This is a genomic window from Luteimonas sp. MC1828 (assembly GCF_016461615.1).
Classification (GTDB): Bacteria; Pseudomonadota; Gammaproteobacteria; order Xanthomonadales; family Xanthomonadaceae; genus Luteimonas.
In genome coordinates this window covers 68815-91196 of sequence record NZ_JAEMNY010000002.1, presented here as the reverse complement: position 1 = coordinate 91196, position 22382 = coordinate 68815, and the positions used below count along the sequence as shown (strand labels likewise).

Below are 22382 nucleotides of genomic sequence, written 5' to 3'. Positions count from 1 at the left end.
CGGGCATGGCCGGCGCGCGGGGACGCGCGTCAGAAGCGGTACTGCGCCCACATGCCGTAGTACTGGCCGCTTTCGCCGCCCGCGGCCTCGAGCGCACGCCCGGCCTCGATGTGCGACAGGAACACGTTGAGGTTGAGGTTGCGGTTGACCTGCCAGTTGGCCTGCGCCTCGTAGCTGGTCGCCACATGGCGGTCACGGGTGGGCACCGCGGCCAGCGGCCGGCCGGTGCCGCCGTAGTAGATGTCGTCGTTGGTGTTCTCGCGCCACATCGCGTTGAAGCCGAGGCTTGCGCGCACGCGGTCGGTGAACGCCCAGGTCACCGTGGGATGCACGTTGACCAGGTTCATGAACACGAACAGGCCGGCATCGGTATGCAGCGCGGTGCGCGGGAACGGCGCCTCGAAGGTGCCGAGGTCGCCCTGGCCGCGGTCGTCGTCGCCGCTGAAGGCGTTGACGCGCACGCCCAGGCGCGGCGCGAAGCGCGCATCCGTGAACGTGTAGCCGCCGTTGGAGATGAAGCCCCAGGCGCGGATGTCCTCGCCGGCGAAGCTGCCGGCCTGCAGCACGCCTTCGACGTCGTAGTCCCAGCGGCCGGGGCGTCCGAAGGCGCGCACGCCGACGCTGTGCCGGCGCTGCGGGCCCACCAGGCCGCCCGGGAACGCGACCCGTTCGTGGCCGACGTTGTACCAGTAGGCGTCCACGCCGCTGCCTTTGCCGGTCGGGTGGCTGAAGTACACGCCGCTGAAGCTGCGGCCGTTGTCCGGGCCGTTGTCGAAGCTGCCGCGCGCGATCGCCACCGGGCGGGTCGCGAACACGTCGAGCTTGTTGCCCGCCTTGGTGGCCAGCATCACGCGCAGGCCGTCATAGGTGTAGCGCAGCGCGGTGCCGTCGCGGGTGCCGACCATGATCCCGTTGCCCAGCGGCATCTGGAAGCGGCCCGGGCGGAAGGTGATGCGGTGGCCGTCGCCGATGCCGAAGCTGGCATCGACGAACGCCTGCTGGATGTCCAGGCCGTCGAAGTTGTTCGGCGTCGGGAACTCGGCGTCGTGCTCCCAGCTCTCGCCGAGCTCGAGGAAGGCGCGGAAGTCCGGCCCCAGGTGCAGGTCGCCGTAGATGCGCGTGCGGCGCTGGTGCGAGTCGTTCTTGTCGTTGGGCGCGATGCCGTTGGTGACGTGCTCCCAGTACTGCCCGTAGTAGCGGAACTCGCCGCCAATGGTGAGGAACTTCTGCGGGTCGCGTTCGCTGACCGGGATGTACGACAGCTTTTCCCAGGCGGCGCCGGTGCGCTTGGCCGGGTCGGCCAGGAACGCGTAGTTGTTGGCCCACGAAATCATGTGCACGTTCGGCGCACGGAACGGCGCGGGGGGTGCGGCCGGCGCCGGGGGCGGCGGCTCGGGGGCCACGGCCTGCGCTTCGACCTGGTCGGCTTCGACCGGCGCATCCGCGACCGGTTCGGAGGCGATCACCGGCGCGGCGAACAGCGCCAGCAGCAGTGCTGCGGCGAGCGGATGGCGGGCGGCACGCGTCCGTGCGTGGAAGTGCTTCGTTTGCGGATCACTGGACATGGCGAACCCCTCGGGCCCCTGGGCGGGGTCCGTTGTTGTGGTGGGTGGAAGGGCGCACCGCGCGTGGGGGAGGCGGCGTTCGGGTGGAGCCGGGTGGTCGGTTTGCGGCGGGCCCGTGTCGGTCAGGCCTCCGCGGGCGCGGCATCGCGTGCGCGCACCAGGTCGAGCGCCACGTCGACGATCATGTCTTCCTGGCCACCGACCATGCGCCGCTTGCCGAGCTCGACCAGGATGTCGAACGCGTCCAGGCCGTAGCGCGCGGCGGCGGTTTCGGCATGGCGCAGGAAGCTCGAATACACGCCGGCATAGCCGAGCGCGAGGGTCTCGCGATCCACGCGCACCGGACGCTCCTGCAGCGGGCGCACGATGTCCTCGGCGGCATCGATCAGCGCGCGCACGTCGCAGCCGTGGTCCAGGCCGAGGCGATCCGCCGCGGCGATGAACACCTCCAGCGGCGCATTGCCGGCGCCGGCGCCCATGCCGGTGAGGCTGGCGTCGACCCGGTCGCAGCCATGCTCCAGCGCGACCAGCGAGTTGGCCACGCCCAGCGACAGGTTGTGGTGGGCGTGCATGCCGGTCTGGGTGGCCGGATCGAGCACGTCCTTGAACGCCTTGAAGCGGTCGGCAATGTCGTACATGTTCATCGCGCCGCCGGAATCGACCACGTACACGCACTGCGCGCCGTAGGACTCCATCAGCTTCGCCTGCGCGGCCAGCGCCGCGGGCGTCGACATGTGGCTCATCATCAAAAAGCCGACGGTGTCCATGCCCAGTTTGCGCGCGTGCTCGATGTGCTGGCGCGAGACATCGGCCTCGGTGCAGTGGGTGGCCACGCGCACCACGCTGGCGCCGGCGCCATGCGCGGCCTCGAGGTCGTGCACGGTGCCGATGCCGGGCAGCAGCAGGGTGGCGATGCGCGCGCGCTTGACCACCGATGCCGCGCGTTCGATCCAGGCGAGGTCGGTGTGCGCGCCGAAGCCGTAGTTGAAGCTGGAGCCGCGCAGGCCGTCGCCGTGCGCCACCTCGATGCTGTCGACGCCGGCGCCATCCAGCGCGCGCGCGATGAGCGCGACGTCATCCAGGCTGTACTGGTGGCGGATGGCATGCATGCCGTCACGCAGGGTGACGTCGGAGACGTGGATGGCGCGTGCGGCGTCGAACGGGCGCGGCGTGATGCCGGTGGCGGCGGTCTGGTCGCTCATGCGGGCTCTCCTTCGGCGACGCGCGCGGCCGCGGCGATGCGCTCGGCCGTGGCCAGCGCGGCGCTGGTCATGATGTCGAGGTTGCCGGCGTAGCTCGGCAGGTAGTGGCCGGCGCCCTCGACCTCGAGGAACACCGAGACCTTGAGGCGCGGCGCGATGTCGGCCGTGGCGTCTTCTTCCGGCATGCGGCCATCGAAGGCGTCGAACTGCACCTCCTGCTTGAGGCGGTAGCCGGGCACGTAGCGCTGCACTTCGTCGGCCATCGCCGCCACCGAGGCCGCGATCGCGGCGCGGTCGGCATCACCTGCGACCAGGCAGTAGACGGTGTCGCGCATGATCAGCGGCGGCTCGGCCGGATTGAGCACGATGATCGCCTTGCCACGCGTCGCGCCGCCGACCTCGACGATCGCGCGCGAGGTGGTCTCGGTGAACTCGTCGATGTTGGCGCGCGTGCCGGGCCCGGCCGAGCGGCTGGAGATCGAGGCGACGATCTCGGCGTAGGCCACCGGCGCGACGCGCGCCACCGAATGCACCATCGGGATGGTCGCCTGGCCGCCGCAGGTGACCATGTTGAGGTTCGGTGCGTCGAGGTGCTGGTCGAGGTTGACCGGCGGGACCACGAACGGGCCGATCGCCGCCGGCGTGAGGTCGATCACGCGCACCCCGTGCGGGCGCAGCAGCGCGTCATGGCGCGCATGCGCGCCGGCGCTGGTGGCGTCGAACACGAAGCGGATGTCGGCGAAGCGCGGATGCGCGAGCAGGCCGTCGATGCCATCTGCCACGGTGTCCACGCCCATGCCCGCGGCGCGCTTGAGGCCGTCCGACGCGGGGTCGATGCCGACCATCACGCCCATGCGCAGGTGCCGTGCGTTGCGCAGGATCTTGACCATCAGGTCGGTGCCGATGTTGCCCGAGCCGATGATTGCGACCGCGGCGCGGTCGTCGTGGATGTCGCCCATTTCGGAATCCTCAGGAAAAAATTGCGCGCACCGGCGCGAAGCCGTCGATGTGCGCGGACAGCGTGTCGCCGGGCTGCACGGACACCATCGGCCCGAGCGCGCCGGTGAGCACCACGTCGCCGGCGCGCAGCGGCGTGCCGGTGCGCACCAGGGTGTCGGCCAGCCAGCGCGCGGCGTTGAGCGGGTTGCCCAGGCAGGCCGCGCCGACGCCTTCGGAGACGACATCGGCGCCGCGCTGCATGCGCATCGCCGCGCCGGCGAGATCCAGCTTGCGCAGCGGCACCGGCTGGGTGCCGAGCACGAACAGGCCGGACGAAGCGTTGTCGGCCACGGTGTCCTCGAAACGGATGTCCCAGCCGGCGATGCGGCTGGCCACCACCTCGATCGCCGCCAGCGCGTAGCCGGTGGCGCCGATGATGTCGGCCACGGTGTGGCGTTCGTGCACCAGGTCGCGTTCCAGCACCAGGGCGATCTCGGCCTCGGCCTTCGGCTGCAGCAGCGTGGCGGTGTCGATCGCTTCGCCGTCCACCACCGCCATGTCGTCGAGCAGGGTGCCGAAGTCGGGGCGGTCGACGCCGAGCTGGCGCTGCACCGCCGGCGAGGTCAGGCCGATCTTGCGACCGACCACGCGCCGGCCGGCCGCCAGCTGGCGCGCGATGTTGACCTGCTGCACGGCGTAGGCGCCGGCAGCGACCGCCGCCGCGTCGCCTTCGAACTGGTCGCGCACCGGCGCGCACGGCGTGCGTGCCTGCTGCGCCTGCCAGAGGCGGTCGGCAATCGCCTGGACGCGGGCGTCGCTCATCCTTCGACGCGCCCGGTCTTGAAGAAGTTGGTGGCCAGCGTGTTGAACTCGTCGATGGCTTCGTACTGCGGCCAGTGCGCGGCGTCGCCCCGCATCATGTACAGGGTGCTGCCCGGCACCCGTGCCTGCGCGGCCTCGACCGACGGCGTGTCGTGGATCGGGTTGTCGCGGGTCCACAGGAACAGCGTGCCCTCGGGCAGCTTGTCCAGCGGGATCAGGTAATCGTCGTGGTTCTCGATGATGCGGTTGAGCAGCGGCAGCACATTGCGGCTCTCGGGGCGCAGGTAGATGCCCAGGCGCAGGTCGACCAGCTCGTCGTCGACGAGATGCCGGTTGTTCTCGTGCATCAGCCAGTGCATGCGCGCCTGCACCGACTCGTAGCTCGGCGTGTTGTCGATGTTGCGCTTGTTGAGGCCGATGAAGGTCGCCAGGTCCTGGCGGCCCTTGTCGGTGACGATCGGAATGCCGCCGGCGGTGTTGAGCATCAGCCGGCCGACGCGCTCGGGGTGGTTGGCGGCGAAGTGCCCGGACACCCAGCCGCCCAGCGATTCGCCGGACAGGTGCGCCTTGTCGATGCCCATCGCATCCATCAGCTCGCCGAGCTGCTCGGCCAGCATCATCGGCGTGTACTCGCGCTCGGGCTTGCTCGAGAGGCCGTGGCCGACGTAATCGAAGGCGACCACGTGGAAGTCCTTCGACAGCGGGATGATGTTCTTGGCGTATGCCTCCAGATGGCCGTTCAGGCCGTGCTGGAAGATGATCGTGTCGCCGTTGCCCTTGCCGGCTTCGGCGACGCGGATGGTGCCGAAGTTCTTCGTGGTGACGTAGCGGATTTCAGTACCGAGCAGATCGAGCCAGAGACTCATGGGGTTCTCCAATGGGGAATGACGGGCAGGCGCCGCCCGCCCGCGCGGAAGCGCAGGGGCGTGGCGTTGCGGGAACGGGTGGGCGCCGTGCCGGCGCCGCGGCTCAGGCCGGGATGGCGGTCTTGCCGAGCTGTGCTTCGATCAGGCCGCGGGCGAGCTTCGCCCAGGCGCTGGTCGAATAGCGGGAGTACTGCGGCTCGTTGCGCATCAGGCGCCGGATCACGATGCCGCGGTAGATGTTCTGGGTGAGGTAGAGCACGGTGCGCGCGGTGTCCTCGGGCAGGCCCGATTCGCACAGCACCCGGAACCATTCGCCTTCGATCGGCAGGCGGAACTTGCGCGAGATCAGCTGCACCTGCTTGCGCAGCTCCGGCTCGTGGTCGCCGAGCCCCATCATGGTGATCGAGATGGCGAAGTTCGCGCCGAAGTAGAACTTCTCCGAGTCCTTGATCAGCGCCGCGAACACGTCGCTGCCCGGCTTGACCGAAGCGATCAACCGCGTGCTGGTGGCATGCGACTCTTCGTACGCGCGTCGCACCGCCGCGATCACCAGGCTCTGCTTGGTCGGGAAGTGATGCGTCTGCGCGCCTTTCGAGACCTGGGCCGCGGTCGCGACCTCGTTGACCCGGAAGCCGGCATAGCCCTTGGTGGTCAGCTCGCTCACCGCCGCCGCCAGAATGCGGTTTCGGGTTTCCTCGCGCCGTTCCGCCTGCGTCCTGCGCGGCGGCGCCTTGATCCTGGGCTTGGCGCCATCCGGCACCGTTGTCTTGGGCATTGCGTCCTGCCTGCACACGAAAGAGCGTGATCGCCGCAACCGTACCGCGCGCCGGGTCGCGGCGGCAATGACGGGGCGACGCGGAGCGCGCGGCGTTCGCGGCCGGGGCCTGGCTCACGCCGTGCCCCAGGCCGGCGCGGGAAACTGCGCCTCGGCCTCGATGGCCTCCGGATCGGAGCCGCACATATGGTCCCAGAGCCGCTCGAACACGCGGCCCGAGCTGACCTGGCGCAGGCCGATCTCGTCGGGCGTGAGCCGGCAGGCGTCGACCTCGGCGCTGGCGCCGATCGCGCGCACGTCGTGCTCGATGCGCGCCGCGTCCTCCAGGCACCAGGCAAAGCCGGCGGCCATTTCGATGCTGCCGCCCACGGTGACCGCGCCATTGGCGCGCATCACCAGCGCCGGCGCGTCACCCAGATGTGCGACCAGTTCCGCCGCCAGGCCGTCGTCACGCAGCAGGCGCGGGTCCTGCCAGAAGCGGCAGGCGGCGTTGAAGGCGCCAACGCCGTGGCGCGGAGACGGCACGATGCCCAGCGTCGACAGCGCGACCAGCTTCGGCGGCATGACCCGGCACACGCCGCCGACGTCGGGGCGCTGGCGGTAGACCTGCTGGTGGATGCGCACCTCGCCGAGTACGCCGTCCGGAAGCGGCTGCGCGACATGCACCACGGTGCCGGCCTCGCCGACCGCGATGCGGCCCATCGGCCGCGGCGCGCACACCAGGAAATGTTCGTCGTCGATGCGCGCGCTGCAGTGGCCCCAGGCCTGGACCAGGCCATGGTGCGACAGCGCGCGGGCGGCGACGCGGACGCGCCGCTCCAGTGCCGGCGACGGGACCGGCGTCATGCCGCGTGCGCCTTCGGACAGCCGCCGCCAGCGGCGGAGATCACCGCGGCGTCGCCGGCATCGACCAGCACGCGGCCGTTCTCGATGCGCACCGGCCAGGTGCGCAGCGCCGTTTCGCACGGCATCGCGCAGGCTTCGCCGGTGCGCACGTCGAAGCGGCCGAAGTGCCAGCTGCACTCGACCTGGTGGCCTTCAAGCATGCCGTCCTCGGACAGCGAGGCTTCGCCGTGCGAACAGATGTCGTCGGTGACGTAGTAGGTGCCGTCGACGTTGTAGACGGCCACGGCGTGGCCATCGGGGAGTTCGGCGCGGCGGATGCCACCGGCCTCGACCTCGGCCATGGCGCACAGGTCGACAAGCGAGCTGACTGTCATCGTGGTGTCCTCACAGCATCGTGCTGCCGCCGTTGACGCTGATCACCTGGCCGGTGACGAACGCCGATTCCGGCAGGGCGAGATGGGCGACCATGGATGCGACCTCGTCGATCGCGCCGGCACGGCCGACCGGGATGGGGTCGATGAAGCGCTGCGCCTTGGCCGGATCGGCGTCGATGAAGCGCTGCAGCGCCGCGGTGTGGATGGTGCTCGGCGCCACCGTGTTGACGGTGATGCCGCTGCGCGCGAACTCGCGCGCGAGCCCGGTGGTCAGGCCGTGCATGCCGCCCTTGGCGGCGTTGTAGCCGGCATGGTCGAGCAGGCCGTTGCGCACCGAGTCGGCGCCGATGTTGATGATCCGGCCCCAGCCCGCCGCGATCATGTCTGGCAGGAACGCACGGCAGCACCACAGCGTGGTCCACAGGTTGCGGTCGATGGTGGCCTTGAGCGTTTCCGGGGTGTGCTCCAGGAACGGCAGGATCACGCCGCCACCGGCGTTGTTGACCAGGATGCCGATGCTGTCGCCGAGCTCGCGGCGCGCGGCCTCGTGCAGCGCGATGGCCTCCGCCTCGAGCGACAGGTCGCCACCGCGGCTCGACACGCGCGCGCCCGGGTAGTCGGCGCGCAGCGCATCCGCTGCCGTGGCGGCGGCGGTGGCGTCGAGATCGGTGACCATCACCGCCGCGCCCTCGCGCAGCAGCCGCGATGCGATCGCCAGGCCGATGCCGTGCGCGGCGCCGGTGACCACCGCGGCATGGCCGTGCAGGCCGCCGTGCGGGGGCGCCATCGCGCTCAAACAGCCACTCCTGCAGCGCTCCGCGGCGCGGGCTCTTCCGCGTTGCACAGCGCACCCTCGAGCGGGCCGCTGCGGCCGAATAGCGGATCCGGCACCGCGCCCCACGTATCCAGCGATTCGGGCACCGGCTCCAGCCAGCGCGGCTGGCGCGCGTCGTCCTCGGGGAACTCCTCCATGCCGAAGCTGTATTCGACCGTCATGCCGTCCGGATCGAGGAAGTAGAAGAACACGCTGTTGGACGGCGGATGGCGGCCCGGGCCGTACACCACCTTGATGTCGTGCTTCCTGATGCGGTACAGCGCACGACCGATGTCGTCGATGTCGGTGACCATGAAGTTGACGTGGTGGAAGTTGCTGCCCGCCGCCGGCCCGACCGCGAACGTGTGGTGGAACGGGTTCGGATGGCAGCGCAGGAAGGCGATGCGGTCCTCGATGTGGTCCGAGACGCGGAAGCCGAAGTCGCGCACCAGCGCATCGAGGCTCGACGGGAAATCCGCGCTGCCGATGACCACGTGGCCGATGCGCGCGATGTCGGCCTGGGTAGGCACGAAGGGCCTGGCCAGCTGGAGCGCGCCGGCGAACAGCTCGATCAGCAGCCCGCTGTGGCGTTCGCGCACGCGGAAGCCGTCCTGCTGGCGGAGCTGCGCGCTTTCGGCATCGGTGATGCGCTCCGGCGCCATGCCCAATGCGGCGAAGTGCGCGAACGCGGCCTCGACGTCGTGGCTGGACTCGAGTTCGAACGCCACGCGCTTCAGGCCGCGGGCCGGCGACTGGTAGAGCACGATATTGTGGTGGTCGCGGCTGCAGCGCAGGAACGCCACGCCGCCGGCTTCCTCGATCAGGTCGAGGCCGACGATGTCGCGGTAGAACGCCACCGAACGCGTGAGGTCGGTGACGTTGAGCGCGGCGTAGGCGAGCTTGCTGTAGCGGAATGGAACAGTCATGGCGATGTCCTGGGTGGCGGCCGCGGGTCAGAGCAGGATGCTGATGCGGCCGTGCGGGCGCAGGTTCTCGAGGTCGAGCGTGATGCGCTTTTCCGCGATGCGCAGTTCGCCGTCGATCCGCCGCAGGCGGTAGCGGAGCGAGCCGATGAACTGGTCGTTGCTGCCGTTCTTCATGCGCGCGGTGATGAACGCGGCACCGGCCACGACCTCGTCGCCGTCATCGGCGAGGATGCGGACGTTTGCCACCAGGTGGCGGGTGCGCGAACGCGGCCACTCGGAGTGCGCGGTCTTCTTCATCAACCGCACCACCCGCTCTTTCAGGCGCGTGGCGTCGTCGGCGATGTAGAACAGGCTGCGGTCGGGGTTCGCATCCTTCGGCAGGTCGGTGGACGGCACCAGGTACGTGCAGTCCTCGGTGTAGAGCGCCAGCCATTCGTTGAGCTGCCAGGTGTCGAGCAGCTCGGCCTCGGTGAACAGCAGGTCCTCGACTTCGGCGCGGGTGGTGGCGGCCGCGGCGCGGCCTTCGGGCAGTGCAGCATTCATGTGCGGTCTCCTCAGGCGACGACGCGTTCGGTGGCTGGTGCGGCTTCGGCGCCGCGCGTGGCGGGCTCCGGCAACAGGCCGTTGATGTGCTGGTTCCAGCGCGACCAGAACGCGCGCATCTGCAGCTCGTCGTCGTAGCTCGGCACGTCCTTCGACATGCCCTTGGAGATGTCGCTCCACGGCACCTGGCGATGGTTCTTGAAGCCGTTCTGGCACGACTCCAGCGCTTCCACGTCGTCGGGCGTGGCGAAGCCGCCGGGGCCGAGGAACTCGAGGAAGTTGCTCAGGCGGTACTTGCGCGCCCACTCCGATTCTTCGTTCGGCGCCAGCGACCAGCCGTTGATCAGCATGTAGTCGGGCGACTGCGGATAGAACGTGCGCACCGTGATCGCCATGATGTCGTTGATCACGAGGTTCGGGAAAATCAGGATGTTGCGGTTCTTGAACGCCATCCGGTCGGCCATTTCCTGGCCGTGCAGTTCCACCAGGCGCGCATGGATCGCCTCGATTTCGCCCTTGCCGTCCTCGCCGAACAGCGGCACCCAGGACGCGATCGGGCGGCCCCACGGCGCGGCGTACTCGAGCACGGCGTGGCCGTTGCCGAGGTCGCGGCTGATGCCTTCCAGCTTGGTGCTGCTCAGGCTGCCATTGGTGTTCTTCAGGTAGTCGAGGTAGGTCGCGTGGGTGCTGACCGCGTGGTAGCCGTCGATGCTGTTCTCGACCAGCAGCTTCCAGTTGGCACGGATGGCGTATTCCTGCATGCCCTCGTTGACGCCCATGCCGGCCTCGGAATACTTCGACACCAGGTCGAGGTACTCGCGGGCACCGGCGAGGTAGTCCTCGAGCGGCACGATGTCGGGGTCGTAGCTGACGAAGCAGAAGCCGGCATAGATCGCGAAGCGCGGCACCGGCATCAGGTTGCCGCGGCCCTCCGCGTTGAAGTCCTCGCAGTAGCTTTCCTTGCCCGGCTGGCTCTTGAGCTTGCCGTCGCAGCCGAACACCCAGCCGTGGTAGAAGCACTGGAAATTCTTGGCGTTGCCGCGCGGCTCGCGGCAGACGGTGGCGCCGCGATGCGGACAGGTGTTGAAGAACGCGCCGATCTCGCCTTCGTTGTTCTTGGTGACCAGCAGATTGCGGCGCGCCACGGTGCGGGCGACGAAGTCGCCGGGCTTCTTGAACTCGGACTCGTGGCCGACGTACAGCCAGCACTTGTCGAAGATGCGCGCGTATTCCGCGTCCATCACGTCTTCGCGCACGAAGGCCTCGCGCGACACCCGGAAGTGCTCGTCGCCGCGGTCGATCAGCTTGATGTCCAGCTTGTCGCTCATGTCGCTTCCTCTTTCTTGCTGGTCCGTATCAGGACTGGCAGTCGCTCAGGTTGGTGGCCGGGTCCGCGAGCTTCGAAGGCTCCAGCCGGGTGGCCTGGCGCATCCAGCGACGCGCCATGGCCATGTCTTTCGGGTTGTTCAAGGTCGTGCAGCCGCTGATCCGTCCCGCGTCGTCGAGGCGGAACACGCTGAAGCGGTCGCTGCCCTCGTCGCCGCGCACCACGCGCGTGCCCTGCGTGGCGTCGCCGAGCACCTGCAGGTTGGTGCCGCCCTGGTCGGACCAGAACCACGTCGGCGCCGTGTACGCGACCGGCTCTCCGATGAGGTTGCGGGCCACGGCGACGGCGTGGTCCTGCGCATTGGCCCAGGTCTCGATGCGGCCATGGCCGGCGGCGAGCGGCTGCGAGGCGACGTCGCCGGCGGCGTAGATGCCCTCGATCGCGGTACGCCCGCAGGCGTCGACGCGGATGCCGAGCGCATCGCTGATGCCGAGGCCGGCGAAGGCTTCGATGTTCGGCTCCACGCCGATGCCGACCAGCACGCGCGCACCGGGCACGCGGCTGCCGTCGGACAGCTCCACGCTGCCGTCGTCGTGTAGCGCGACGGCCTGGCAGCCCAGGCGGATGTCGACCCCGCGCGCGGCATGGATGCGCGCCAGCGCCGCGGAAACCGGCGCATCGATGCTGCGCGGCATCAGCCGGTCGGCGGCCTCGACCAGGGTCACCGCGATGCCCCGGGCTGCGGCCGCCGCGGCGACCTCGAGGCCGATCACGCCACCGCCGACGATCGCCAGTGCATGGCCTTCGTCGAAGTCGCGCGCGAGGTGCGCGGCGTCTTCCAGCGAGCGCAGGTAGCGCACGCGACCGGGCACGTCCATGGCGCCGGGCAGGCGACGCGGACGCACGCCGGTGGCGATCAACAGGCGCGACCAGGGGAGGGTGGAGCCGTCGTCGAGCTCGACATGGCGCGCCGCCGCGTCGACCGCCTGCACGCGGCGACCGAGGCGCAGTTCGATGCCGTCGGCGGCGAAGGCCGCGACGTCGCGGATGTGGCGCGCAGGCGCGGCGCCGGGCTTGAGCATCGCCTTGGACAGCTGCGGGCGCTCGTACGGCGCGTGCGCCTCGTCGCCGACGATGACGATCGCGCCGGCGTGGCCGGCACGGCGCAGCTCGGCGGCTGCCGTCGCCGCGGCCTGGCCTGCGCCTGCGATCACCACGTTGTTGTCGAGCTGCATGTCCACGCGTTCAATCCCCGGATCCGGCGGTCAGTAACAAACCGACCAGACTGTCTGTAAGTCATGGGACATCGTTGCCGCCCTTGCACCGTGATGTCAACCTTCGCTGGAGGCGGTTTCCAACGCGGGTGCGGCGGCTTCGATGATCAATTCGCGAATGCCCGCGCATTCATCTTTTGCGGACACCGGCTGGCTGTCCGTGCCATGCCCGGTGACACGCGCGACCAGCGCCTCGACATCCGCCGGCAGGTGTTCGCCGCGCCATGCGACGTGCAGGTCCGGGCGCAGCAGCAGCAGCGGCGCTCCGTACACGCGTGCCAGCGCCGGCTCATCGAGCACCAGCGCCTGCAGCGGCGCGACGCGAGCGGCGAACGCGTCGACGAGCGCTTCGATATCCGGCGCGCCGGGGAGCGCGAGCAGCGTGTAGCCATCGCCCACGAGGTCGAACAGCGCACGGCCGTCGCGCAGCCACATGTGCGGCAGGCGCGCGCCGGGCTGCGCACTGGGCACGTAGGTGTTGAGCTCCCAGGCGGGCTCCGGGCCCGGCTCGGTGGCGATCACCGGCGAGCCCGCGTAGTGGTAGCCAAGCTCGGCGCCGGCCATCTCGTGCACGCGTCGTTGTTCGACGTCGGCGAGGGGCGCCAGCGCGGCTCGCGCGGCGACACCTTCGTCGCCCGCTGCATGGATCGCCGGCGTCACCGCGGCGCGCCAGCGCTGCGGCCCCTGCGATGCCCAGCCCGAGGCATCGCGATTGAACAGGCCGACGCGCCGGCGCTCGTGTTCGTAGGAATCGAGCAGCGCCGGCCCGACCCAACCCTGCACTGCGCCTGCAAGCTTCCAGCCCAGGTCGATGGCGTCGCCCACGGCGGTATTCATGCCGAGGCCGCCGGTCGGGATCACCAGGTGCACCGCGTCGCCGGCAAGGAACACGCGGCGTTCGCGGTAGCGCTCTGCGACCAGCAGGTGCAGGTCCCATTCGTTGACGCGCAACACTTCCAGGTCGTAGTCGCCGGGGATGTAGCCGCGGATCACCGGCACGAAGTCGCTGTCCGCGGGCAGCGAGGTATGCAGGGTGAAGTCGGTGCGGTTGCCCTGAACCACCACGATCGCGCCATCGGCGAGGTAGTAGTGGCGCCCCTTGCCGATCGGAATGCGGTCGTACAGCTGCTCGGAGCGGAACTGCACCTGTGCCATGTGCGCCAGCCGGCCGCGGCCCTCGAGCGCGATGCCGAGCGTCTTGCGGATGAAGCTGGCGCCGCCGTCGCAGGCCACCAGGTACTGGCCGCGCACGCGCTGCATGTCGTCACCCGGGCCGCGCACCTGCACGCAGACGCCGCCATCATCCTGCTCGAAGCCCACGGTCTCGTGGCCGAAGCGCACGTCGACCGAAGGCAAGGCCTCGGCGGCCGCCTTGAGCAGCGGCTCCAGTGCGTACTGCGACACCAGCTGGTACGGCTCGAGCGGCGCGCTGCCGTCGTTGGTGGCGGCGATCCACTCGCGCTGCTCGCGCACCGTCTGGTAGCGCAGGCGCGCGATCGGCGTGGCCAGGTCGACCGCGGTGAACACGTCCATCGACGTGTCCGGCCCGTAACCGACCTCGCGGATGGCGTCGGCAAGCCCGAGCCGGCGGTAGATCTCCATGGAGCGCGCGTTGGTGCGCTCCATCTTCGGCCACGGGCCCGGCTCGGCGTTGCGCTCCAGCAGCAGCGTGCGCACGCCGCGGCGCCCCAGGTCGATCGCCAGCGTCAGGCCTGCAGGGCCGGCCCCGGAAATCACCACCTCGTACGCCTGGTTCACGCCGGCACGGCCTCCGCCGACGCCGGCTGGCGCTGGATCGCATCGAGCACCGACGGCGTCTGCAGGCGATGGCCGACGTGGAACTGCGCACGGCGCAACTCCTTGTCCTGGGCGAGCTTGCGCAGCCGTTCCAGGTCGCGCTCCAGGCGCTCGGGATCGTCGGAGTGGAACACCAGGCGCTTGGTCTCCACCGACGTCGGCGAGGCGGTCTCGGCGAACACCCGGCGCCGCTCTTCGGCATAGCGGTCGAGCACCGACTCCGGCGCGCGTCCCTGCACCACGGCGGCCAGCGCCTCGGACAGCACCTGCGAATCCAGCATGCCCGACACCAGGCCGAAGCCGTTGGTGGGGTTGGTGACATGCGCCGCATCGCCGGCCAGCAGCACGCGGCCGACGCGCATGCGGTCGACGATGCGCTGGTGCATGTTGTAGGCCGAGTACAGCTTCAGCTCGTACGGCATGTCCCTGGGGAGCACGCGCGCGTAGTAGGCGTGGATGCGGTCCTCGAGGTCTTCCAGCGGTAGGCTGGTGTCTTCGGAGAAGGTGACGCGCCAGATGCCGGAGCGCGTGACCTTGGCGATCACCGCGCCGTCGGCGGGATCAACCAGGTAGTTGCAGGCGTCCCAGCCATGCGCCTCGAGGTCGCAGACGACGTTCGTGGCCACGAACCGCTGCGGCCAGGTCATGCCGTCGAAGGTCGCGCCGATCGCCTTGCGCACGCCGCTGCCGCCGCCGTCGGCGCCAATCACCCAGTCGGCGCGATAGCGCACCGTATTGCCGTCGCGCTCGGCCTCCACGTCGACGCCGTTGCCATCCTGCGCCAGCGCGGTCATGCGCGTGTTCCAGTCGATGCGCACGTTGGGGTGCGCGGCCAGCTGGCGCAGCGCGATCTGCTCGAGCTGGTCCTGGCCCAGCACCACCGCGTACGGGTGCGCGGTGTCGTCGGCCACGGCATCGATGTCGAGCCGGATGACCTCGCCGCTGGCGAGGATGCGGTAGCACATCTCGTGCAGCTTGAAGCCCTCGGCGACCATGTCGTCCAGCAGCCCCAGGCGCTGCATGCCGGCCAGCACCGTCCAGTGGTAGGTCATGGCACGCGGCTCCGGCACGATGCCGGCGTTGCGTTCGATGACGGTGACGTCGACGCCGGCGCGCGCCAGGCCGAGGGCGTTGATCATGCCGACCGGGCCGGCTCCGACGATGAGGACGCTGGTCTTGCTCATTGCGTGGGGTGTTCCTGTGTTGCCCGGCGCGCGGCACCCTTGCGGATGCCGCGGTCCGGTGTACGGGTGGGAAGTGGTGGCGTCAGGCGCGTTCGGCGGCGAACGAAGCCGCCGACTCGACCGACCGCGCGTCGCCCGCCTTGTAGCCCGCGGTGTGCAGCGAGGTGCCGACGGTTTCGCGCATCAGCAGGATCGAGACGGTGGCGATGGCGGCGATCAGCGCCATCATCAGGCCGATGCCGATGCTGCCGTACGCGGCCAGCAGCGGCGCCGCGAGGATCGGCGGGATTGCGCCACCGATGACGCTGCCGAGGTTGAACGACACGCCGGTGGCGGTGGAGCGGTACGCGGTGCGGAAGGTCTCCGGGATCAGCGCCGCGGTCGGGCCGTTGGCCAGGCCGACCAGGGTCAGCGTCACCGACATCGCGATGCCGACCAGCAGCAGGTTGCCGGTATTGACCATCGGGAACAGGCAGAACGCCCAGATCACGGCCAGGCCGTTGGCCCAGCCCATCACCGTGCGCCGGCCGATCCGGTCTGCCAGGCGCGCGCCGATCACCGTGGCGATGATGTTGACCACCACCGCGATCAGGTTCACGCCCAGCATCTCGTTGCGGCTGAAGCCGAGCACGCTGGTGCCGTAGTTGGTCAGGTAGACCGCGCCGAGATAGAAGAACGCCAGCCACATCGACACCGAGCCGGCGGCCAGCAGCACTTCGCGCCACTGGTGGCGGAACAGTTCGACCACCGGCGCGCGCGCGGCGGCGATCTTGTCGGCGCGCGCGGCGGCGGCGCGGAACACCGGCGTTTCGGCGATGCCAACGCGCACGTACAGGCCCACGGCGACCAGCAGCACGCTGAGCAGGAACGGAATGCGCCAGCCCCAGGCCTCGAACGTCTCCTGCGACATGAAGTAGCCCGAGACGAGGAAGGTCAGCGTGGCCAGCAGCAGGCCCGAGCAGGTTCCGAGGGTCGGCGACAACGCGTACCAGGCGCGCTTGTCGGCCGGCGCGTATTCGCCCACGAACAAGGCCGCGCTCGACCATTCGCCACCGACCGCGAGGCCCTGCGCGAAGCGCAGGATCACCAGCAGGATCGGCGCCCAGATGCCGATCATCGAACCCGGCGGCAGCAGGCCGATGGCCACGGTGGCCGCGCCCATCAGCACCAGCGTTGCGACCAGGGTGGTCTTGCGACCGAGCTTGTCACCGAGATAGCCGAACAGCACGCCGCCCACCGGACGCGCCACGAACGCCACGCCGAACGTCGCGAACGAAGCGGCCACGCCGGCCGCGGCACCGAGCTCCGGGAAGAAGATCTTCGGGAACACCAGCGCGGCGGCCATGCCGTAGATGAAGAAGTCGTAGTACTCGACGGTGGTTCCGAGCCAGCCGGCGATCAGCACCTTGCGGATGCTCTGCGGCGCGGCGGTATCCGCGGTTGGTTGCGCTGACATCTGCGTTCGTCCCCTTTGGGTGGCCGCCGGTCGGGCGGTCCAGGTTGCGTTCGTGGTTGAAGTAACAAACCGACCAATCTGTCTGTAACTTGGCGGCCACCGGATGCTCATCGGCGTCGCGGAAGGCTGTCAACAAAGGTTGCTGTTGCAACTGTGTCGCATCGCAACATAGCCGGCGGCCGTGCGCGCCATGACCCCTTGCGGCAAGGCGTCCGGCGCGTTGCTGCAGCGCGGCAACAGCGCCTGCGCAGGCGACGTTCCGTACCCATGCGCATGCCGGCCCCACCGCGTTCGCTGCGCAGATTGAGAGGAAGCAGATGTCCACGATCACCGCCGCCCTGCCTGTTTTCCTCCTGGTCGCGCTGGGCGTGCTGTTGCGCCGCATTGGCGTGCTGGATGCGGTCGCGGCCGCCGGCCTCAACCGCTTCGTGGTGTCGCTGGCGCTGCCGGCAATGCTGTTCGCGGTAATGGCGGGCGCCGACCGCGCGTCGCTGGCGCAGCCGCGGCTGCTCGCGGCGTTCGTGTTGACCGCCCTGGCGCTGTACCTGCCGGTGCTGTGGTGGTCCCGGCGCCGCGGCGCCACGCTCACCGGAGCCAGCCTCGATGGCCTGTGCGCGTCCTACGCCAACACCGGCTTCATCGGCATCCCGCTGGCGCAGGTTGCGCTCGGCGATGCCGCGCTGCCCGGCGCCGGCCTGTCGGTGGTGGTGACGGCGTGCGTGCTGTTCGCGCTGGCGCTCGCGGTGATCGAGTTCGACCGCCAGCGCGGCGCCGGGATCATCGCCACGCTGCGGCGCACCTTGCCGATGCTCGCGCGCAACCCGCTGCTGTGGGCGCCGGCGGCGGGCGCCGCGATGACGTGGGCGCAGTGGCGGCTGCCGGCCGTGCTGGCGGCCCCGGTGGACCTGCTGGCCGCCTGCGCCAGCCCCTGCGCGCTGGTGGCGATCGGGCTGTTCCTGACACAGGGCCGACGCGAAGCCGCTGCGCTGCCGGTCGCCGCGCACATTCGCGCCGGCGCCGGGCGCGGCGCGGTGCTCGGCCTGTCGGTGGCCAAGCTGCTGGTGCAGCCCGCGGTGGCCTGGTTGATTGCGGTCCCGTTGCTGCGCTTGCCGCCGATGCACGCGCAGCTGGTGGTGCTGATGGCCATGCTGCCCACGGGCACGGGGCCGTCTATGCTCGCCGAACATCTCGGCACGCGCGTGCTCCTGAGCTCGCGGGTGACGGCGGTGACCACCGTGCTCTCGGTGGCGACCATCTCGGCATGGCTGGCGCTCGCGAACGGATGAGGCGTGGCCGAGGCGGGCCAATGCCGCGGGCTCTGTTCTATAATCCGGCCCAGCTGTGGCCGCCCGCCACGCGCGAAAGGTGCTCCGTGCGCAATTACGACCTCGATTTCCTCAAGAAATTTTCCCTGGTGCTGGTCTTCCTGACCCTGGTCACCTTCGGCCTGATGGTGGGCGCGTACTTCCTGCACCACAGCCTCGAAGTGGACGTCGACCCGAGCATTTCAAAGCGCACCGCGGATCGCATCGCGCCGATCAGCGCCGTCTATGCGGGCTCCACCGGTGCCGCCGCGCAGGCCGCGGCCTCGGCTGCCGCGGCCGCCGCTGCGACCGCGCAGGTCGCGTACGGCGGCACGCTCGACGGTGCGGTGATCCACCAGAACCTGTGTGCCGGCTGCCACGTCTCCGGCGCCGGCGGCGCTCCCAAGCTGGAGCGCGCGGCATGGGCGGCGCGCATCGCCCAGGGCGCCGACACCCTGCACCGCCACGCCATCGAAGGCTTCACCGGCAGCGCCGGCATGATGCCGGCCAAGGGTGGCAACCCGGCGCTGACCGACGAACAGGTCATCGCCACCGTGGACTGGATGGTCGCGAACCTCGAGTAAGCGGCCACCCGCCTGCCAACGACGCCGCCTTCGGGCGGCGTTGTCATTTCCGCCCCCCGCTTGCCGTTCGCCCACCCCGCCGGAGTCGCCATGCGCAGCTTGTCCAAGCCCTTTCCTGGCGTGCTGTTCGCCGCCACCCTGCTGGCGATCACGGCGGGCTGCGGCAGCATCGCGACATCGCGCCCCGCGGACGCGGACTCGGTCGCCGTGCTCGGCGCACCGCCCGCGGACTGGCGGGTGCACGAAGGCCAACGGATCCGCATCGCCGCTCCGCTGGTCGTGAGCGGCAACCAGCGCCTGGCGCGCAACGGCGAGGTCGTGCTGTCCTTCGACGGCCGCCTGTTCGCGCCGACCGAAGTCGCCGCACCCGGCCCCGACGCGATAGCGCTGGCCGCCCACAACCGGCGGCGCAGCCTGGTGCTGGCGCTGGGCGAGGACGCGCAGGTGGCGGCCGCCGACTGGCGCGCCGGCGGAATCGTCGATGGCGCCGAAGGCATCCTGCGCCTGGGCGAATACGGCGCGCGGCTGGAGGTCACGGCCCCGCCGGCGCTGCGCCCCGCGCCACGGCCTGCACCGCCACCGCGGGCCGGCGAGCTGCGGCTGGCCAGCCTCAACCTTGAAAACCTCTTCAACGGTGACGGCGCCGGCGCCGGCTTCCCCACCGAGCGCGGCGCGCGCACCCCGGGCGGATACGTGGCGCAGCAGGCGCGCCTGGTGGCCGCGCTGGCGGCGCTGGAGGCGGACATCGTCGCGGTACTGGAAGTCGAGAACGACGGCTACGACGCGCGCTCGAGCATTGCGCAACTGGTCGCCGCCCTGGACCCCGCAGGCGCGCGCTGGCGCTTCGTCGATGCCGGCACGGGCCCCGGCAGCGACCCGATCCGCGTCGGCCTGCTGTACCGCAGCGACCGGGTGCACCCCGTGGGCGCGCCGGCCACCCTTGCCGACGGCCCCTTTGCGACGCTCAGCCGCGCGCCGCTGGCGCAGGCCTTCCGCTCCGGCGACGGCCCCGCGTTCGTGGTGGTGGCCAACCATTTCAAGTCCAAGGGCTGCCGCGACGCCAGCGCCGGCGATGCCGACCAGGGCGATGGCCAGTCCTGCTGGAACCCGACGCGCCGCGCATCCGGCGCGCTGCTCCGCGACTGGCTGTCCGGCGATCCCACCGCAAGCGGCAGCACGCTGGTCGCGGTGCTCGGCGACCTCAATGCCTACGCGATGGAGGAGCCGGTGCGCGACTTCATCACCGCGGGTTGGCAGGACGCCTTCGCCGCCAGCAGCCACGCGGCGCCAGCCAGCCCGCCGTACACCTATGTCTATGACGCCCAGGCCGGCCGCCTCGACCACGCCCTGCTGAGCCCGGCGCTGGCAGCGCGCCTGCAGGCGGCCTCCGCCTGGCACAGCAACGCGGACGAGGCATCGAACGTCGCCGATCAGGCAGGCAATGGCGGCGAACATGCCGTCAAGCCATGGCGCAGCTCCGACCACGACCCGGTCGTCGTGGACCTGCGCCTGCGCACGCCCTGAACACCAGGACCTATCATTCCCCCATGACCACCCCCCTGCCCGTGTTCCCCGACGCCTCCGGCGCGCTGCTCTTGCCGGGCCCGGCGGGTGCGCTCGAAGTGGCGGTCGACGTTCCCGATGACGACGTCGCGCGGGTTCCGGTGGTGGCCGTGATCTGCCATCCGCTGCCCACCGAGGGCGGCACCATGCACAACAAGGTGGTGACCATGGCGGCGCGCGCCCTGCGCGAGCTGGGCGTGACCACGGTGCGCTTCAACTTCCGCGGCACCGGCCAGTCGGCCGGGTCGTTCGACCAGGGCGATGGCGAGCGCGACGACCTGCGCGCAGTCGCCGGCTGGGTGCGCGCGCAGCGCCCGTCCGACGAGCTGTGGCTGGCCGGCTTCAGCTTCGGCGCCTACGTGAGCCTGGCAATGGCGAGCGAACTGCAGCCGGCGATGCTGGTGTCGATCGCGCCGCCGGCGGGCCGCGGCTGGGACTTCGATGCCATCACCCTGCCGACCATGCCGTGGCTGGTGGTGCAGGGCGAGGCCGACGAGATCGTCGACCCGCAGGCGGTCTATGACTGGCTGGCCAAGCGCAAGGCCAAGGCCGAACTGGTGCGCATGCCCGACACTTCGCACTTCTTCCATCGCAAGCTGATCGACCTGCGCGGCGCCATCAAGAGTGGCGTGCGACGCCACCTGCCGGGCGGCAATGACTGACGACGGCGGCGGGATGTCGCCGTCGCAGGCCTACCGCGCAGGCGTTGAACGCGGCGACTGGGGCCATGACCCGGCCCAGCAGCCGGCACTCGCGGCGCTCGACCGCGTGCATGCGGCGCTGATCGCGCGGCGGCGCGGCACCCTGCTCACGCGCCTGCTCGGCGCCGGCGAGCGCGCGCCCCAGGGCCTCTACCTCTGGGGCGGCGTGGGCCGCGGCAAGACCTTCCTGGTCGACCAGTTCTACGAGCACCTGCCGCTGCCGGTCGCCAAGCTCGACGCCGGCGCCCGCGGCGGCAACGGCAAGCGCCGCACCCATTTCCACCGCTTCATGCGCGTGGTCCACCAGCGCCTGCGCGAGCACGCCGGCGAACGCGACCCGTTGGCCACGATCGTGGCCGAATGGCGGCGCTCGCTGCGCGTGCTGGTGCTGGACGAGTTCTTCGTCAGCGACATCGGCGACGCGATGCTGCTGGCGCGCGTGCTGGAGCGGATGTTCGCCGAAGGCATCGTGCTGGTGACCACGTCGAATTCGCCGCCCTCCGCGCTGTACGCCGACGGCCTGCAGCGCGCGCGGTTCCTGCCGGCGATCGCACTGCTCGAACAGCACTGCGACGTGCTGGAGCTGGTCAGCGACACCGACTACCGCCTGCGCGAGCTGACCCGCTCGCCGGTGTATCGCGCGCCGCTCGACGACGGCGGCGACGCCTGGCTGGAGACGCGCTGGCATGCGCTCGGCGGCGACGATGCCCACCGCGACGGTTCGATCGAACTCGAGGGCCGCAAGATCGCGACCCGCGCACGCTGCAAGGGCATGGCCTGGTTCGACTTCGCCGCGCTGTGCGAAGGCCCGCGCGCCGCAGCCGACTACATCGAGATCGCGCGCGAGTTCCACACCGTGCTGCTCGGCGGCATCCCGCTCATGGACGCCACGCGCGACGACGCCGCACGGCGCTTCGTCACCCTGGTCGACGAGCTCTACGACCGCAACGTCAACCTGGTGTGCACCGCCGCGGACGCGCCGCACGCGCTGTACTCCGGCGAGCGCCTGCGCGGTGCCTTCGAGCGCACCGCATCGCGGCTGGTGGAGATGCGCAGCGCCGAATACCTGGCGCGCGAGCACCGCGACTAGGCCACGACATATTGTATTGACCTCCCTCATCGACCCCACTATGTTGTGCCGGTCGGTTCCCGCGGCCTGCGCCACGGGATGAAAAGGGAAGCCGGTGCGGCGCGCGTTTTTCGAACGTGTGCCAAGGCCGGCACTGCCCCGCAGCGGTAGGTGGAAACGAAGTCGCGACATGCACTGGGGCACGCGCCCCGGGAAGCAGCGGCAAGTAGGTGGCGACAGACTCCGTCGCCGTATCCACGAGTCCGAAGACCTGCCGACAGCCGCGCGAAGCACGCCGCGCGGTGCCGGCCGTGGAATCTCCGGGGGGAGATGGCCGGTGACGCAGCTCCGCCCATCCGCTCGCGCGGGTGCGTCGCGGCCGTTGCGACACCGACACCAGACCCTTGGCGACGCCAGGCCTCCGGCCGCCGCCCGAGGGAGCGATGGCCAG

Annotated in this window: 21 protein-coding genes and 1 riboswitch; of the genes, 5 read left to right on the top strand and 16 right to left on the bottom strand. The window is 70.5% G+C overall.

Annotated features, from left to right (window positions below; all coding sequences use genetic code 11):
* Positions 1–29: 29 nt before the first annotated feature.
* The 16 genes from JHB91_RS10255 to JHB91_RS10180 all read right to left on the bottom strand — a co-directional run bounded on the left by JHB91_RS10255 (position 30) and on the right by JHB91_RS10180 (position 16710).
* Complete coding sequence (locus JHB91_RS10255) at positions 30–1565, bottom strand: alginate export family protein (protein ID WP_199472795.1); 1536 nt, start codon at positions 1563–1565, stop codon at positions 30–32.
* A gap of 122 nt (positions 1566–1687) precedes the next feature.
* Positions 1688–2767, bottom strand: a complete 1080-nt coding sequence (gene dmpG / locus JHB91_RS10250) for a 4-hydroxy-2-oxovalerate aldolase (protein ID WP_199472794.1) — start codon at positions 2765–2767, stop codon at positions 1688–1690.
* Positions 2764–3726 (bottom strand): acetaldehyde dehydrogenase (acetylating), encoded by a 963-nt coding sequence (locus JHB91_RS10245; RefSeq protein WP_199472793.1) that lies wholly within the window; start codon positions 3724–3726, stop codon positions 2764–2766. The genes dmpG and JHB91_RS10245 overlap by 4 nt, the downstream gene beginning before the upstream one ends.
* A gap of 10 nt (positions 3727–3736) precedes the next feature.
* Positions 3737–4528 carry a fumarylacetoacetate hydrolase family protein gene (locus JHB91_RS10240; protein WP_199472792.1) on the bottom strand — a complete coding sequence of 264 codons (792 nt, stop codon included), beginning with the start codon at positions 4526–4528 and terminating at the stop codon, positions 3737–3739.
* Positions 4525–5394: an alpha/beta fold hydrolase gene (locus tag JHB91_RS10235; protein WP_199472791.1), complete on the bottom strand. Its 870-nt coding sequence runs from the start codon at positions 5392–5394 to the stop codon at positions 4525–4527. The genes JHB91_RS10240 and JHB91_RS10235 overlap by 4 nt, the downstream gene beginning before the upstream one ends.
* Before the next feature lie 103 nt (positions 5395–5497).
* Entirely contained in the window at positions 5498–6169 is a 672-nt protein-coding gene (locus JHB91_RS10230) for a TetR/AcrR family transcriptional regulator (protein ID WP_199472790.1), read from the bottom strand.
* Positions 6170–6283: 114 nt separating this feature from the next.
* Positions 6284–7015 carry a class II aldolase/adducin family protein gene (locus JHB91_RS10225; protein ID WP_199472789.1) on the bottom strand — a complete coding sequence of 244 codons (732 nt, stop codon included), beginning with the start codon at positions 7013–7015 and terminating at the stop codon, positions 6284–6286.
* Complete coding sequence (locus JHB91_RS10220; RefSeq protein ID WP_199472788.1) at positions 7012–7389, bottom strand: non-heme iron oxygenase ferredoxin subunit; 378 nt, start codon at positions 7387–7389, stop codon at positions 7012–7014. Before JHB91_RS10220 ends, JHB91_RS10225 begins: the two co-directional genes overlap by 4 nt.
* 10 nt (positions 7390–7399) lie before the next feature.
* Positions 7400–8176: an SDR family oxidoreductase gene (locus tag JHB91_RS10215; protein ID WP_233398706.1), complete on the bottom strand. Its 777-nt coding sequence runs from the start codon at positions 8174–8176 to the stop codon at positions 7400–7402.
* 5 nt (positions 8177–8181) lie between these two features.
* Positions 8182–9129 (bottom strand): VOC family protein, encoded by a 948-nt coding sequence (locus tag JHB91_RS10210; protein WP_199472786.1) that lies wholly within the window; start codon positions 9127–9129, stop codon positions 8182–8184.
* Between the two features lie 27 nt (positions 9130–9156).
* Positions 9157–9672, bottom strand: a complete 516-nt coding sequence (locus tag JHB91_RS10205) for an aromatic-ring-hydroxylating dioxygenase subunit beta (protein WP_199472785.1) — start codon at positions 9670–9672, stop codon at positions 9157–9159.
* 11 nt (positions 9673–9683) lie between these two features.
* The gene (locus JHB91_RS10200; RefSeq protein ID WP_199472784.1) at positions 9684–11000 is read right to left on the bottom strand and encodes an aromatic ring-hydroxylating dioxygenase subunit alpha; all 1317 of its coding nucleotides are present in this window, start codon (positions 10998–11000) and stop codon (positions 9684–9686) included.
* Between the two features lie 28 nt (positions 11001–11028).
* A complete protein-coding gene (locus JHB91_RS10195; RefSeq protein ID WP_233398705.1) occupies positions 11029–12234 on the bottom strand; it encodes an FAD-dependent oxidoreductase in 1206 nt (401 codons plus the stop codon).
* A 96-nt stretch (positions 12235–12330) separates the two neighbouring features.
* Positions 12331–14031: an FAD-dependent monooxygenase gene (locus JHB91_RS10190; RefSeq protein ID WP_199472782.1), complete on the bottom strand. Its 1701-nt coding sequence runs from the start codon at positions 14029–14031 to the stop codon at positions 12331–12333.
* A complete protein-coding gene (locus JHB91_RS10185; RefSeq protein ID WP_199472781.1) occupies positions 14028–15254 on the bottom strand; it encodes an FAD-dependent monooxygenase in 1227 nt (408 codons plus the stop codon). The genes JHB91_RS10190 and JHB91_RS10185 overlap by 4 nt, the downstream gene beginning before the upstream one ends.
* Positions 15255–15336: 82 nt before the next feature.
* Positions 15337–16710, bottom strand: a complete 1374-nt coding sequence (locus tag JHB91_RS10180; RefSeq protein ID WP_199374164.1) for an MFS transporter — start codon at positions 16708–16710, stop codon at positions 15337–15339.
* Between the two features lie 317 nt (positions 16711–17027).
* Between JHB91_RS10180 and JHB91_RS10175 the strand changes: the two genes are divergently transcribed.
* From JHB91_RS10175 to zapE, 5 genes are all read left to right on the top strand, one after another.
* Entirely contained in the window at positions 17028–17996 is a 969-nt protein-coding gene (locus JHB91_RS10175) for an AEC family transporter (protein ID WP_199472780.1), read from the top strand.
* Between the two features lie 86 nt (positions 17997–18082).
* Positions 18083–18598 carry a c-type cytochrome gene (locus tag JHB91_RS10170; RefSeq protein WP_199374168.1) on the top strand — a complete coding sequence of 172 codons (516 nt, stop codon included), beginning with the start codon at positions 18083–18085 and terminating at the stop codon, positions 18596–18598.
* A gap of 90 nt (positions 18599–18688) precedes the next feature.
* Positions 18689–20122, top strand: coding sequence for an ExeM/NucH family extracellular endonuclease (locus JHB91_RS10165; protein WP_199472779.1), 1434 nt, complete (start codon positions 18689–18691; stop codon positions 20120–20122).
* Positions 20123–20145: 23 nt separating this feature from the next.
* Positions 20146–20823: an alpha/beta fold hydrolase gene (locus tag JHB91_RS10160; protein ID WP_199472778.1), complete on the top strand. Its 678-nt coding sequence runs from the start codon at positions 20146–20148 to the stop codon at positions 20821–20823.
* A gap of 13 nt (positions 20824–20836) precedes the next feature.
* Positions 20837–21952 carry a cell division protein ZapE gene (gene zapE / locus JHB91_RS10155; RefSeq protein WP_199473233.1) on the top strand — a complete coding sequence of 372 codons (1116 nt, stop codon included), beginning with the start codon at positions 20837–20839 and terminating at the stop codon, positions 21950–21952.
* Between the two features lie 36 nt (positions 21953–21988).
* Positions 21989–22225, top strand: a riboswitch (cobalamin riboswitch).
* The last annotated feature ends 157 nt before the right edge of the window (positions 22226–22382 follow it).